The sequence below is a fragment of the Clostridium sp. USBA 49 genome, assembly GCF_900167505.1.
Taxonomy (GTDB): domain Bacteria; phylum Bacillota; class Clostridia; order Clostridiales; family Clostridiaceae; genus Clostridium_AT; species Clostridium_AT prolinivorans.
Genome location: NZ_FUYD01000001.1, coordinates 268659 through 284135, shown reverse-complemented (window position 1 = coordinate 284135; position 15477 = coordinate 268659). Strand labels below are relative to the sequence as shown.

Annotated in this window: 15 protein-coding genes and 1 other annotated feature; of the genes, 14 read left to right on the top strand and 1 reads right to left on the bottom strand. The window is 28.6% G+C overall.

Going from position 1 to position 15477, the window contains the following annotated elements:
• Positions 1–20 precede the first annotated feature (20 nt).
• From purF to B5D11_RS01200, 14 genes are all read left to right on the top strand, one after another.
• Complete coding sequence (gene purF, locus B5D11_RS01260) at positions 21–1442, top strand: amidophosphoribosyltransferase (RefSeq protein ID WP_347476661.1); 1422 nt, start codon at positions 21–23, stop codon at positions 1440–1442.
• A gap of 65 nt (positions 1443–1507) precedes the next feature.
• Positions 1508–2503 carry a phosphoribosylformylglycinamidine cyclo-ligase gene (gene purM, locus B5D11_RS01255; RefSeq protein ID WP_078681229.1) on the top strand — a complete coding sequence of 332 codons (996 nt, stop codon included), beginning with the start codon at positions 1508–1510 and terminating at the stop codon, positions 2501–2503.
• Positions 2491–3099, top strand: coding sequence for a phosphoribosylglycinamide formyltransferase (gene purN, locus B5D11_RS01250; protein WP_078681228.1), 609 nt, complete (start codon positions 2491–2493; stop codon positions 3097–3099). The genes purM and purN overlap by 13 nt, the downstream gene beginning before the upstream one ends.
• A gap of 162 nt (positions 3100–3261) precedes the next feature.
• A complete protein-coding gene (gene purH / locus B5D11_RS01245; protein ID WP_078681227.1) occupies positions 3262–4761 on the top strand; it encodes a bifunctional phosphoribosylaminoimidazolecarboxamide formyltransferase/IMP cyclohydrolase in 1500 nt (499 codons plus the stop codon).
• A gap of 24 nt (positions 4762–4785) precedes the next feature.
• Positions 4786–6045: a phosphoribosylamine--glycine ligase gene (gene purD / locus B5D11_RS01240; protein WP_078681226.1), complete on the top strand. Its 1260-nt coding sequence runs from the start codon at positions 4786–4788 to the stop codon at positions 6043–6045.
• 41 nt (positions 6046–6086) lie between these two features.
• Positions 6087–6239, top strand: coding sequence for a hypothetical protein (locus B5D11_RS12605; RefSeq protein WP_164850165.1), 153 nt, complete (start codon positions 6087–6089; stop codon positions 6237–6239).
• Positions 6240–6428: 189 nt separating this feature from the next.
• Positions 6429–7445, top strand: a complete 1017-nt coding sequence (locus B5D11_RS01235; protein ID WP_078681225.1) for an SDR family oxidoreductase — start codon at positions 6429–6431, stop codon at positions 7443–7445.
• Positions 7446–7511: 66 nt separating this feature from the next.
• Entirely contained in the window at positions 7512–8093 is a 582-nt protein-coding gene (locus tag B5D11_RS01230; protein WP_078681224.1) for a 5-formyltetrahydrofolate cyclo-ligase, read from the top strand.
• A 108-nt stretch (positions 8094–8201) separates the two neighbouring features.
• The gene (ispH, locus tag B5D11_RS01225; RefSeq protein ID WP_078681223.1) at positions 8202–9053 is read left to right on the top strand and encodes a 4-hydroxy-3-methylbut-2-enyl diphosphate reductase; all 852 of its coding nucleotides are present in this window, start codon (positions 8202–8204) and stop codon (positions 9051–9053) included.
• A gap of 206 nt (positions 9054–9259) precedes the next feature.
• Positions 9260–9518 (top strand) — a binding site (T-box leader).
• Positions 9519–9665: 147 nt separating this feature from the next.
• Positions 9666–10820: an ABC transporter substrate-binding protein gene (locus B5D11_RS01220; protein WP_078681222.1), complete on the top strand. Its 1155-nt coding sequence runs from the start codon at positions 9666–9668 to the stop codon at positions 10818–10820.
• Between the two features lie 95 nt (positions 10821–10915).
• A complete protein-coding gene (locus B5D11_RS01215; RefSeq protein ID WP_078681221.1) occupies positions 10916–11800 on the top strand; it encodes a branched-chain amino acid ABC transporter permease in 885 nt (294 codons plus the stop codon).
• 11 nt (positions 11801–11811) lie between these two features.
• Positions 11812–12765, top strand: coding sequence for a branched-chain amino acid ABC transporter permease (locus B5D11_RS01210; RefSeq protein ID WP_078681220.1), 954 nt, complete (start codon positions 11812–11814; stop codon positions 12763–12765).
• Positions 12743–13558: an ABC transporter ATP-binding protein gene (locus B5D11_RS01205; protein WP_078681219.1), complete on the top strand. Its 816-nt coding sequence runs from the start codon at positions 12743–12745 to the stop codon at positions 13556–13558. The genes B5D11_RS01210 and B5D11_RS01205 overlap by 23 nt, the downstream gene beginning before the upstream one ends.
• Positions 13559–13608: 50 nt before the next feature.
• Positions 13609–14313: an ABC transporter ATP-binding protein gene (locus B5D11_RS01200; RefSeq protein ID WP_078681218.1), complete on the top strand. Its 705-nt coding sequence runs from the start codon at positions 13609–13611 to the stop codon at positions 14311–14313.
• A 107-nt stretch (positions 14314–14420) separates the two neighbouring features.
• On the opposite strand, the gene B5D11_RS01195 is transcribed toward B5D11_RS01200, so the two are convergent.
• Complete coding sequence (locus tag B5D11_RS01195) at positions 14421–15476, bottom strand: M23 family metallopeptidase (protein WP_078681217.1); 1056 nt, start codon at positions 15474–15476, stop codon at positions 14421–14423.
• Position 15477: the final 1 nt, after the last annotated feature.

The following is a 15477-nucleotide window of genomic DNA, read 5'->3' as shown; positions in this document are numbered from 1 at the left end:
AAACAGGAAGGGGAAACAGCGTGGATATAGGAAATGATAAATTAAAAGAAGAATGTGGAGTTTTTGGAATTTTTACTAATAATTATGATAATGCAGCTTCAATAATTTATTATGGTCTTTATGCTCTTCAGCATAGAGGACAAGAAAGTGCAGGTATAGCAGTTTCTAATGGTAAAGAAATTAATTATTATAAAGATATGGGACTAGTATCTGAAGTATTTCAAAGAAATAATTTAATTTCTTTAAAAGGGAACATAGGTATTGGACATGTAAGATATTCTACTACAGGGTCTAGCGATATAAATAATGCACAGCCTATTTTAGGAAAATATAAATTAGGGAATATTGCAATAGCACATAATGGTAACTTAGTAAATGCAGATATTATAAGAGAACTTTTAGAAGATGGAGGATGTATATTTCAAACTTCTAGTGATTCCGAAGTAATATTAAATTTAATTGCAAGAGGTGCAAAAAGAGGAATAGAGAGTGCAGTTGTAGATGCTATTTCTGCAGTTAAGGGTTCTTATGCAATAGTTATATTAACTGAAGATAAACTTATTGGAGTAAGAGATCCAAATGGAATAAGACCACTTTGTATAGGAAAGTTAGATGAAAATTTTATATTGTGTTCTGAAAGTTGTGCTTTAGATGCTGTAGGTGCAGAATTTATAAGAGATGTAAGACCAGGAGAGATAGTTATTATAGATAATAATGGACTAAAATCTATAGATTTCAATGAAAGAGCAAAACATGAGATATGTTCATTTGAATATATTTATTTTGCAAGACCTGATAGTATAATTGACGGAATAAATGTATATGAAGCAAGGTTTAAAGCTGGAGAAGAACTTTTTAAAGAGAGTCCTGTAGATGCAGATATAGTAATAGGTGTTCCAGACTCTGGGATAGCAGCAGCTATGGGATATTCTAAAGCTTCAGGTATACCTTATAGTTTAGGATTTATAAAAAATAAATATGTAGGGAGAACTTTTATAACTCCTTCTCAAGAACTTAGAGAAAAGGCAGTTACAGTAAAACTAAATCCACTTAAAATAAATGTAGAAAATAAAAGAGTAATTCTTATAGATGATTCTATAGTTAGAGGAACTACAAGTAGAAAGCTTGTAGAATCTTTAAAAAAAGCAGGGGCATTAGAAGTACATTTTAGGGTAGCTTCTCCAGTAGTAAAATATCCATGCTATTTTGGAATAGATACTCCCTACAGAAAAGAACTTATAGGAGCACAGCTTGATATAGATAGTATAAAGGAAGAAATAGCGGCAGATAGCTTAGCTTATCTAAGTTTAAAGGGCTTGCTTAAAACTTTAGGATCAGTTAATAAATTTTGCTTAGGGTGTTTTAATGGTATATATCCTGTAGCTGCTCCTATGGAAACAAACAAAAATCATTTAGAAATTAAGAACTTAGATAGTATTTAATAAAAAAATAAAGTGGATAATAATAAATTTAAACTGCCTAGTGTTTAGTGAAAGGAGAAAATTAAATGATAACTTATAAAGATTCTGGAGTTAATATAGAAGAAGGTTATAAATCTGTCAATTTAATTAAAGAACATGCTAAAAAAACATTTATACCAGGAGTTATAAACAATATAGGAAGTTTTGCAGGTATGTTTGAAATAGGAAATTATAAAAATCCAGTTTTAGTATCTGGAACAGATGGAGTAGGTACAAAGCTTGATATAGCTTTTAAAATGAAAAAATATGATACTGTTGGAATAGACTGTGTAGCTATGTGTGTTAATGATATTTTATGCCATGGAGCTAAGCCGCTTTTTTTCTTAGACTATTTAGCTTGTGGCAAGCTTGAAGCAGAGGTAGCAGAAAGTTTAGTTAAGGGAGTTTCAAATGGATGTATACAAGCAGGCTGTGCATTAATTGGAGGAGAAACTGCAGAGATGCCTGGATTTTATAGAGATGGTGAATATGATATAGCTGGATTTTCAGTTGGAATAGTTGAAAAAGATAAAATAATAGACGGAGAAAATATTAAAGAAGGAGATATACTTATAGGTATTAAATCTTCTGGAATACACAGTAATGGTTATTCTTTAGTAAGAAAGCTTATAACAGACTTAAATATGGATTTTAAAGGCAAAACTATTGGAGAAGTTCTTTTAACGCCAACGAAGATATATGTAAAGCCTATATTGAAGCTTTTAGAAAGTTTTGATATAAAAGGAATGGCACATATAACAGGTGGAGGATTTTATGAAAATATTCCAAGAATGTTTAAAAACAATTTTACTGCTGTAATAAATAAAAATAGTTTCGAAACTCCAGAAATTTTTAAATATATTATGTCTTTAGGAATTACAGAAGAACATATGTTTAATACATTCAATATGGGAATAGGATTTGTTCTTTGTGTAAGTAAAAAAGATAGTGAAAATATAATAAAAGCTTTAGAAAATTTAGGAGAGAAAGCTTATGAGATAGGTTATGTAGAAGCTGGAGGTGCAGGAGTTTGCTTAAAATAGCAGTTTTAGTCTCAGGTAACGGCACAAACCTTCAAGCAATTATAGATAGTATAGAAAGCGGTTATTTAAATTGCAGTATTGAAATGGTAATAAGTGATAGAGAAGGAATATTTGGTATTGAAAGAGCAAAAATAAAAGGAATAAAAACTTATGTTGTAGATAGAAAAATATATAAAAATACTCTTTCTGATAAAATTTTAGATTTAACTTTAGGAAAGGTTGATTTAATAGTACTTGCAGGATTTTTATCAATTTTAGATAAAAATTTTATTGAATGTTTTAGAAATAAAATAATAAATATTCATCCTTCACTTATTCCAGCTTTTTGCGGACCTAAAATGTATGGAATTAAAGTTCATGAAAAGGTTGTTGAATATGGGGTTAAATATTCAGGATGCACTGTACATTTTGTAGATGAAGGAACAGATACAGGAGCTATTATTGCACAAAGAGTAGTTCCTGTTTATCCTGAAGATACTGCAGATATTCTTCAGCAAAGAGTACTTTTACAAGAGCATAAGCTTTTACCTGAAGTAATTAAACTTATAGCTGAAAAAAGAATAAAAGTAGATGGAAGAAAAGTTATTATTCTATAAAAATTAAACTTAAGTATAAAAAATATTATACATTTCCCTGATATAACAATTGTTAAAATGCTTGATTTATTAATTTACTATGATAAAGTAAATATATAAACGTCAATTTTTATAAACATATGTAATTACATATGTTTATAAAAAATTTAGGAGGTATTTGAAATGTTAAAAAGAGCATTAATAAGTGTTTATGATAAAACAGGTTTACTTGAACTTGCAAAATTTTTAAAAAGCAAAGATGTAGAAATATTATCCACTGGAGGCACTTTTAAATATTTAAAAGAAAATGGAATAAGTGTTACTGAAGTTTCTGATGTTACTGGTTTTGAAGAAATATTAGATGGAAGAGTAAAAACACTTCATCCAGTTATTCATGGAGGAATATTAGCTATAAGAGATAACAAAGAACATATGGAAACAATAAAAAGAAAAGGTATAGAGCCTATTGATATGGTAGTAGTAAATTTATATCCATTTTTTCAAAAGGTTGATGAAGATTTATCCTTTGAAGAAAAGATAGAATTTATAGATATAGGCGGACCAACAATGCTTAGAGCTGCAGCCAAAAACTTTAAAGATGTAATTGTATTATCTGATGTTAAAGACTATGAAAATGTGATAAATCAATTGCAAAATAATGGTGAAGTGGATATAAATACAAGAAAATATCTTGCAGGAAAAGTATTTAATCTTATGTCAGCTTATGATGGAGCTATAAGTAATTTCTTACTTGAAGAAGATTATCCTGAATATTTAACTTTTTCTTATAAAAAGAATATAAATTTAAGATATGGAGAAAATCCTCATCAAAGTGCAGCTTATTATACAGCAGCACATGGTAAAGGTGCCATGAAAAACTTTGTTCAGCTAAATGGAAAAGAACTTTCTTATAATAATATAAAAGATATGGATATAGCTTGGAAAGTTGTTAATGAATTTGAAGAAACAGCTTGTTGTGCTCTTAAACATAATACTCCTTGTGGAGTAGCTGTAGGAGAAAATCTTTTACAAGTTTATAAAAAAGCTTATGACTGCGATCCTATGTCTATTTTTGGAGGAATAGTTGCTTTTAATAAAAAATTAGACCAATGTACAGCTGAAGAACTTACAAAGATATTCTTAGAAATAGTAATAGCTCCTGATTTTGAAGAAGAAGCTTTAGAAATTTTAAAGAAAAAGAAAAATTTGAGAGTTATAAAAGGAGAAGTAACTCCACAAGATAAATTTGAGTTTGTTTCTGTAGATGGAGGAGTACTTATACAAAGCAGAGACAATAAGCTTATAGGTGAACTTAATTATGTAACAGAAAAAAAACCTAGCGAAGATGAACTTAAAGATTTATTGTTTGGAATGAAAGTTGTTAAATATGTTAAATCTAATGCCATTGTAGTAGTAAAAGATGGTATGGCTAAAGGAATAGCTGGAGGACAGACAAATAGAATCTGGGCAGCAGTACAAGCTTTAGATAGAGCAAAAGATGGAGTAGTTTTGGCATCAGATGCATTCTTCCCATTTAAAGATGTAGTAGAAGAAGCTGCTAAACATAATATAAAAGCAATTATTCAACCAGGCGGATCTATAAGAGATGAAGAGTCTATAGAAGAATGTAACAAGAATGGAATATCTATGGTATTTACAGGTATAAGACATTTTAAACATTAAATACATTGTGTTGGTGGTGAACAAATGAAAGTTTTAGTTATAGGAAATGGCGGTAGAGAGCATGCCATAGCATGGAAACTATCACAAAGCAGTTTAGTAGATAAAATATATTGTGCTCCAGGCAATGGAGGAACAAGTTCTGAACATAAATGTGAAAATGTTAACCTATCAAAAACAGATGAACTTGTATCTTTTGCAAAAGAAAATAATATTGATGTAACTGTAGTTGGTCCAGAAATACCTTTAGTTGATGGAATTGCAGATAAATTTAAAGCTGAAGGATTAAAAATATTCGGGCCTTCAAAAAAAGCGGCTGTACTTGAAGGAAGTAAATCATTTGCTAAAGATTTTATGAAAAAATATAAAGTAAAAACAGCAGCTTATGAAGTTTTTGAAGTACCAGAAAAGGCTATAGAATATTTATATAAATGTTCTTATCCAGTAGTAATAAAAGCAGATGGATTAGCAGCAGGTAAAGGTGTATCTATATGTGAAAACTTTGAAGAAGCTAAAAAGTGTATAGAAAGTTTTATGATAGGTGATATATTTAAAGGAGCGGGTAAAAAAATAGTAATAGAAGAATATTTAGATGGTGTTGAAGCTTCAATATTAACTATTACTGATGGAAAAACTATAATTCCTCTTTTATCAGCTAAAGATCATAAAACTATTTATGAAGATAATAAAGGACCTAATACAGGTGGAATGGGAGTAGTTTCTCCTAATCCTTACTGCACAAAAGAGATTTTAGAAGAATTTAAAAAAGATATAATGTTTCCTACTTTAAAAGGTATAATTAGCGAAGAAATGGATTATATAGGAGTTATCTTTTTTGGAATTATGATAACTAAAAAAGGAGTTTACAATCTTGAGTATAATGTTAGAATGGGAGATCCTGAAACTCAAGCAGTACTTTCTTTAATGGAAAGTGATTTTATGGACATTATTTTAAAAGCTTTAGATAAAAAATTAGAAGGAAATGAAATTCTCTGGAAAAATAAGCATGCTTGTACTGTTGTAGCTGCATCAGGAGGATATCCTTTAAAATATGAAACTGGTTTTACAATTTATGGATTAGAAAAACTTGAAGATAAAGCTTTTATTGCTGGAGCAGAATATGATGGAAATAAATTTATAACATCAGGAGGTAGAGTTCTTGCAGTTACATCATTAGGAGATAGTTTAGAAGAGGCAAGAGATAAAGCTTATAAGGAAATTAACAAAATAAGTTTTGAAAAAATATATTATAGAAAGGATATAGGTAAACAGAATAAAACCATCTAAAAAGGGAAAACTATCCTTGTAAGGGAAGGTGGTTAAAGTTTATGAAAAATAAAAAATTTAAACATGAAACTGCTATGGAGCATGCTAAAGAGATGCTTGACAAAGGTATAGGTATGGCTGAAATTTCAAATACTACAGGTCTTGATGAAAGAAATATAAATAAAGCAAAAAGAAAACTTGAAGACAAAGATTAAATTTTAATTAAATCAATAAGGACTTTGCATAATGAAATATTCATTTATGCAGAGTCCTAATTTTATATTTAAATAGACGTTGTAAATATTTTTTAAATAAAAAGGATTTCATTGGAAAAATAATCTAAAAAATATTATAATAAATATAAAAATTACTAATACAAATTTTTATAAAATGGAGGAATTAAAATGAAAGCACTATTTATTGGAGGAACAGGGACTATAAGTTCTGCTGTATCACAACTTGCAGTTGAAAAAGGATGGGAATTATATTTACTTAATAGAGGAAATAAAAAAGATAATATACCCAAAGGAGCAAATATAATAACTGCAGATATCAATGACGAAAAAACTGTTGCAGAGCTTATTAAAGGAATGAAATTTGATGTAGTTGCTGATTTTATTGCATTTGTACCATCACATATTGAACGCGATATAAGATTATTTTCTAAAAATACAAAACAATTTATTTTTATTAGTTCAGCATCAGCTTATCAAAAACCACTTTTATATTATAAAATTAACGAAAGTACACCTTTAATTAATCCTTATTGGGATTACTCAAGAAATAAAATAGCATGTGAAGATATTTTAATGAAAGAATATAGAAATAATAATTTTCCTATTACTATAATTCGCCCTAGTCATACTTATAGTAAAGAAAAAATTCCAGTTGCTATTCATGGAGAAAAAGGAAGCTGGCAGGTTATTGATCGTATTAGAAAAGGTAAACCTGTCATAATCCCAGGAGATGGTACTTCTTTATGGACACTAACTTATAATTTAGATTTTGCAAAGGCTTTTGTTGGAATAATGGGGAATAGTGCTGCTATAGGAGAAACTATACACATTACTTCTGATGAAGCTTTAACTTGGAATAAAATTTATGATTGCATAGGAGAAGCTTTTGGTGTTGAAGTAAAAAAAGTTCATATATCTTCAGATTTTATTATTAAATGTAATCCAGATTTTAAGGGGCCTCTTTTAGGAGATAAGTCTAATTGTGCAGTATTTGATAATAGTAAGATAAAAAGACTTGTGCCAGATTTTAATGCAACTACAAGATTTGATGAAGGAGTTAAAATTTGTGCCGAATATATATTATCTAATCCTAAACTTCAAGTTATTGATGAAGAATTTGATAAGTTCTGTGATAATATAATTGAAGCTCAAGAAAAAGCAATAGAATTATTTAAAAATATGTAGGTATTAATTTTATATTTAGTTTTTACATTAAATATTTACAATAAATGCTTAATATGGAGTAATAATATGATAAATGAAATAAAAAAATCCATAAGAGAAGAAATGATAAAACATAGAGATTCATTAAGTATAGATATTAAAGAAAAATGGGATGAAAATATATTCAATAATTTTATTAATAGTAAATTTTACAAATATTCTAATACTATATTTTCATTTGTAAGTTTTAAAAGTGAAGTAGATACCCACAAAATAATTAAATATGCTCTTAATGATGGAAAAACAATTTATGTACCAAAAGTTAAATCAAAACAAAAGGAAATGGAGATTTTTAAAATAGAAGGATTTAATGACTTAAAAAAAGGTTATTTTGGTATATTAGAACCAGTTGAAGGATGCAAGACAGCTTGCAGGGATAATATAGATTTAATACTTATGCCGGGCTTAGCTTTTGATAAATATGGAGGAAGAATAGGATACGGAGCAGGATTTTATGATAGGTTTTTAAGCTCTATAAAAAAAGATATAAATAAAATAGCTTTAGCTTATAAATTTCAAGTAATAGATAAAGTCCCTGAAGATAAAAATGATATAAGAATAGATGGAATTATTACAGAAGAAGATATTATACTAACAAATAAAAATTAAGTTTTAAAAATATAAAATAATAAATTTTGCCACTTTATATAAACTTGTTTGCTATTATAGATTACTATATAATAATCTATAATAGCATTTTTTAAGGTTGGTGAAAATATGAGCAAAGAAATAATAATGGCAGAGAATGCTGGATTTTGTTTTGGAGTAAAAAGAGCGGTTGATACTACTATAAATATTAATAATAAAGATAACAAGTCAAATATTTATACTTTTGGACCTTTAGTTCACAATAAAGATGTAACTAATTTTTTAAAAGAAAAGGGAATAAATGAAGTTGATATTTCCACTTTAGATAAATTAAAAAAAGGAGATACAGTTATAATAAGATCTCATGGAGTATCTCCAAATATTATGAAACTTATAAAAAAAACAGGAGTAAATATTGTAGATGCTACATGTCCTTATGTTTCAGCAATTCACAAAAAAATAAAAAAATACTATGAACTTGGATATCAAATTATAATTGTTGGAGATGAAAATCATCCAGAAGTAATTGGAAGTAATGGATATTGCGACAATTCTGCAATTATAACTAAAGATGGAAGCAACATTAAAAATTTACATAATAAAATATGTATTGTTGCACAAACTACAGAAAAGAAAGCTAATCTAGATAAAGTTCAAGAGATAGTTTCAAAATTATGCGATAATGTTGTAATTTTTAATACTATTTGTAATGCTACAAAAGAAAGACAAAAGAGTGCAGAAGAAACTGCTAAAATAGTTGACGCAATGATAGTTGTAGGAAGTAAAAGCAGTTCTAATACTACTAAATTATATGAAATATCTAAAAAAAATTGTGATAATACCATTTTCGTAGAAAACAGTAGTGAAATACCAGATTGGATATTTAAAAATAATAATATAAAAAAAATAGGCATAACAGCAGGTGCATCTACACCAGATTGGATTATTAATGAAGTTATTGATAAATTACTGTATTTTTAGCGTGGGTAAATTTGCTACACCAGTAGTATTGACCACGAAGATATCCACATCTTAGGTAGTGGTAGCTTACAAGTTTGTTATTTTCAATAATATATTAAATTGCAATAATATAACTTAAATTGCAATAATATAATAAAAACTTGCAAAAATATATTGACAATGACACTGCACCGTGATATATTATTAATCAGTTAAACATTGTTAATATAAAAGCTATGATGAAGAGCTAATTATCAATATAGTCAATTGCAGAGAGCCGGGAAAGCTGGGAACCGGTATTGGCTTGATAGTAAGCGATCACTTCGGAGCTGTATGGCTGAACTTTAGTAGGTCATATCGTTAGGCTGCGTTAAAAGGCCAAGGTTTAAAATTGGATTTTTAATTTAAATCCTATGAACCTATTGAGTTAATTATCGTGAGATAATTATAAAATAGAGTGGTAAAGCGTTATTATACGCCTCTATATGTAGTTTTACATATAGAGGCTTTTTTAATATAAATTTTTATAAAAAGGGGGACTTTTAATAAAATTTATAATTAAACAAAATAAATTTACCACTACATATAAATTATTTTCAGCTAAAAACAAGTACTTAAAAAGGGGTGTAAAATATGAATAAAAAAATATCTTTATTATTAGTTTCTTTATTAGGTTTAAGTGCTTTAGCAGGATGTTCTTCATCTAGCGGCAGTGACAAAGATTATATTAAAGTAGGTTTAAATTATGAGCTTTCAGGTAATGTAGCATCTTATGGAACAAGCCTTTCAAATGGAGCAGAGCTTGCTATTGAAGAAATAAATAAAAATGGTGGAGTTCTTGGAAAACAATTAAAAGTAGTTAAAGCAGATAATAAATCGGAAAATGCTGAATCAGCCAATGTTGCTACTAAACTTATAACAAGAGATAAAGTTGTTGCAATACTTGGAGCAGCAACATCTGGAAATACAAAAGCTGCTGTTCCTGCAGCAACTCAAAATAAAGTTCCTTTAATTTCAGGTTCTGCTACTGCAGATGATGTAACAGTAGATAGTAACGGAAAGGTTAGAGAATATATATTTAAAACTTGTTTTAGTGATTCTTTCCAAGGTATTATGATGTCTAATTTTGCTTACAATGACTTAGGATTAAAAAATGCAGCAATATTAACTGATACTGCAAGTGATTATAGTAAAGGTCTTGCTAATAGTTTTAAAGAAAATTATACAAAATTAGGCGGAAAAGTTATAATAGAAGAATCATATAAGGCAAAGGATACAGATTTTAAGAGTGTTTTAACAAGCATAAAAGCTAAAAATCCTGAAGTTTTATATGTACCAGGTTATTATGAAGAAGTTGGGCTTATTATAAGACAGGCAAGAGAACTTGGATTAAATATACCTATTCTCGGCGGTGATGGATATGAATCTCCAAAGCTTACTGAAATAGCTGGTAAAGAAGCTTTAAACAATGTTTACTATACAACTCATTATTCTTCAAAAGATCCAAATGTTGTTAAATTTATAAATGCATATAAAGAAAAATACGGAAAAGAGCCAGATGCTTTTGGTGCATTAGGATATGATTTAGGATACTTCCTTGCAGATGGATTAAAGAGAGCAGGAGAAGCTGATAGAGAAAAATTAAAAGATGCACTTGCATCTACTAAAAATTTCACTGGTATTACAGGAACTTTTTCAATGGACAAAAATCATAATCCAATAAAATCAGTAACTATAATAGAAATGAAAAATGGAGAAGCAACATTCTTAAAGAAATTAAATCCTTAATATTAAATTAAATATATTTAAAATAAAAAGACAGCCTCTAAAAAGTAGATGGCTGTCTATAATAAATTTATATATAAGTAGAAAGGGGAAAATAAATGGAGCAGTTATTTCAGCAGTTAATTAACGGAATATCACTTGGCAGTATATATGCATTGATTGCTTTAGGTTATACGATGGTATATGGAATTATAAATTTAATAAATTTCGCACATGGCGATATTTATATGATGGGGGCATATGTAGGCTTTGCAATGACTACATTTTTACACTTAGGCTTTTTTCCTTCTTTACTTATATCAATGATTGCTTGTGGTATTTTAGGTGTAATTATTGAAAAGATTGCATATAAACCTGTAAGAAATTCTACAAGAATTGCAGCACTTATTACAGCAATAAGTGTATCTTTATTTTTAGAATATATAATGGTGTACTTTGTTAAACCTGATACAAGAACTTTTCCTAATGTACTGCCAGAGAAAAGTGTAACTTTTTTTAATGGAAAAGTAGTTATGGATTCTAAAAATATATATATAATTATAATTACTATAGTTTTGATGATTTTACTTCAATATGTAGTTAGTAAAACAAAAATAGGTAAATCTATGAGAGCTGTATCAATAGATAAAGAGGCTGCACAGCTTATGGGAATAAATGTTAATAAAACTATATCCTATACTTTTGCAATAGGTTCAGCTTTAGCAGGAGCAGCTGGAGTACTTGTTGGAATATATTATAATTCTATAAACCCACTTATGGGAGTTACTCCAGGAATAAAGGCTTTTGTTGCAGCTGTTATAGGTGGAATAGGGATAATACCAGGAGCAGTAATTGGTGGATTTTTCTTAGGAATGATAGAAACAGTTGTTAGTGCTCTTGGAGGTTCAATGTTTAAAGATGCAGTTGCATTTGCTATACTCATAATTGTTCTACTAATAAGACCTAATGGAATTTTGGGTAAAAAGATCCAGGAAAAAGTATAGGAGGATATGCCATGAAGCTTATCAATAAAAAGAATATAGTAAGTTTTGTTATATTAATAATAGTTTATATTTTGGTACAATTAATGGTAAATTCGGGGGTTATTGACTCATATATATTTTTAAATATTGTACTTATAGGAATTAATATTATATTGGCTGTAAGTTTAAATTTAATTACAGGTTTTACAGGGCAGTTTTCATTGGGGCATGCTGCTTTTATGTCAATTGGTGCTTATACTTCAGCTATTGTTACAGCAAAGTTTGGGTATCCATTTATAATAGCCTTATTATGTGCAGGCTGTTTTGCTGCAGTTGCAGGAATTTTTATTGGTATTCCTACTCTTAGACTTAAAGGAGATTATCTTGCAATAGCAACTCTTGGATTTGGAGAAATTATAAGTATTGTTGGGTTAAATATAGATTATATAGGTGGTGCTACTGGATTTAATGATATTCCACAGTACACAAATTGGACTTGGCTTTTTCTTATGACAACAGCAACAGTTATAATTATAAAAAATTTTACTAAGTCCTATCATGGAAGAGCTTGTATTTCAATTAGAGAAGATGAAATAGCATCAGAGGCAATAGGAGTTAATACAACATATTATAAGGTGCTTGCCTTTGCATTAGGGGCATTTTTTGCAGGCATTGCGGGAGCTTTATATGCTAACTATTTTTATTTTATAAAACCAGATTCTTTTGGATTTATGAAATCCATAGATATTTTAGTTATTGTGGTTTTTGGAGGTATTGGAAGTATAGGAGGATCCATAGCAGGAGCAGTGTTATTATCTCTTATTTCAGTATTCCTTCAACAAATACCTGAACTTAGAATGGTAATTTATGCTATAATTTTATTTGTAATAATGGTTTATAGGCCTCAAGGGCTTTTCGGAAATCAAGGATTTAAATTCCTTAAGAAAAAAGGAGGGAAGGCTTATGTCAATTCTGAAAGTAAATAATCTTTCAAAATCATTTGGTGGTATAAAAGCTGTTACAGATATAAGTTTAACTGTAGAAGATGGACAAATTGTTGGAGTAATTGGTCCTAATGGTGCTGGTAAGACTACTTTTTTTAATCTTTTAACAGGTATATATACTCCTACTTCAGGAGAAATTATTTATGAACTAAATAAAAAAGTTACTTCTAAAAATTTAAAACCATCTAAAATGGCACATTACGGTGTTGCAAGAACTTTTCAAAATATAAGGCTTTTTCAAAATATGTCAGTACTTGACAATGTTCTTCTTGGATTTCATAACAGCTTAAAATATGGAATTATATCATCATTATTTAGACTTCCTTCTTTTTATAAAGAAGAAAAAAAAGTTTATGAAGAAGCCTTAATGCTTCTTGATAAATTTAATTTATCAGATAAAAAAGATGAACTTGCTAAAAATCTTTCTTATGGAGATCAAAGAAGAGTTGAAATTGCAAGAGCATTAGCTTCTAAACCAAAACTTTTACTTTTAGATGAACCAGCTGCAGGTATGAATCCAAATGAAACTAAAGAACTTACAGAAATGATTAAATGGATTAGAGAAACTTTTAATTTAACAATTATTCTTATAGAACACGATATGTCTCTTGTTATGGGGATTTGTGAAAATATATTTGTATTTGATTATGGAAAATTAATTGCCAGCGGAACACCTGAAGAAATACAAAATAATGAAAAAGTAATTAAGGCTTATTTAGGGGATACTAATTTAGATGACAGCGCAAATGATGAAAAAATAGAAATTGCTAAATAAAAATTAAGTTTACTTTGGAATATTATACGGAATATAGGAGAGGAGAAATAATGTTAGAGTTAAATGGTGTTAATTTATTTTATGGAGGTATCCACGCTTTAAAAAATATAAGCCTTAAAGTAGAAGAAGGAGAAATAGTTACTCTTATTGGAGCTAATGGTGCAGGCAAAAGCAGTACATTAAAAGCTATATCAGGAATAGAAAAAATAAAAAGCGGTAAAATAAAATTATATGATAAAGATATTACTGCTTTACAAGCAGAGCAAATTGTAAAACTTGGAGTATCACATGTCCCAGAAGGCAGAAGAATTTTTTCCTCTATGACTGTTATGGAAAATCTTGAGCTTGGAGCTTATACAAGAAAAGATAAAGCTGAAGTAAAGAAAGATTATGATAAAGTTTTTTCTATTTTTCCAAGACTTTTAGAGAGAAAAGAACAATTAGCTGGAACTCTTTCAGGTGGAGAGCAACAGATGCTTGCAATAGGAAGGGCTCTTATGTCAAAACCAAAGCTTCTTCTTTTAGATGAACCATCTATGGGACTTGCACCTATTATTGTTAAAGAAATTTTTTCAATTATTAAAGATATTAATAAAGAAGGAACAACTATATTACTAGTAGAACAAAATGCATACATGGCACTTCAAGCTGCAGATAGAGCCTATATTATTAGAAATGGAGAAATAGAAATGGAAGGAAAGGCAGAAGACTTAATGCAGAATGAAGAAATAAAAAATGCATATTTAGGAGGATAAAATATAAAAGCCAGGCATAAAAAGGATTTTCCCATAATTTATGCTTGGCTTTTTTATCTATCAAAATATTTATATATAAAATAGTTTTTATGTATTTTATATGTATTTTACTTTATATAATTTAAAGGATTTACAGGTGAATCATTTTTTCTGATTTCAAAATGACAATGAGAACCAGTAGAATTTCCGGTACTTCCCACCTCTGCAATATGATCGCCTTTTTCAACAACTTGCCCCTCAGAAACTAAAAGTTTTGAATTATGTGCATAATAAGTTTTAAAACCGTTACCGTGATCTATTATTAAAAGGTTGCCATATGAATTTTGTAAGCCACTGAAAATAACTTTTCCATCTGCAAATGCATAAACATTAGTTCCAGTTGAAGCAGCGATATCTATACCTTTATGAAACTTTCCCCAACGCTCACCAAATTTTGAACTAATTGATCCACTTACAGGAAGGGAACCTTTAAATGAGCTATTATTAGTTGAAGAAGAACCTAAGCTTACCGAAGATAATCCTGAACCTCCACGATTTACAGTTTTTTTGCTTACATTAGAAGATGAGCTTTTTTCTAAAGAAGCATTTAAAGCTGGGGATTTTACACTACTAATATCTGGTATTATTATCTTTTGATTTAATTTTAATTTTTCAGGATTTTCTAAATTATTTACTTTTATTATTTTATTTATATCAACTTTATTCAATAAAGCCAAATCCCATAATGTTTCGCCTTCTTTTATTTTGTATAATACTCCGTCTATAGAAGGAAATTCCAAAACTTGTCCATCTTTAAGTGAAGCATTTAAAGACAAACCATTTGATTCACTTATAGTGTTAACTTTTACATTATAAATAGCTGCAATACTATCTAATGTATCTCCAGATTTAACAGTATATGTGTTAATTTTAACTTCAGTGTCTTTTTTTAATTCTTCTGTATTTGAAGTATCTAAAACATCAGATGAAACATTATTATTTACATTTGAATTATTTTCTTTATTTGCGGTATCTTTTTCTTCTGATTTTTTATCAGTTAGTACAACATTATTTACTGAAGTATTTGAAATTTTATTTTTACTGCTTGTTATTGCAGTCGCCGTAACAAGCACAATTACAGCTGCAGAAAGTGCTGTATACTTATATACTCTTTTGTTAAACATA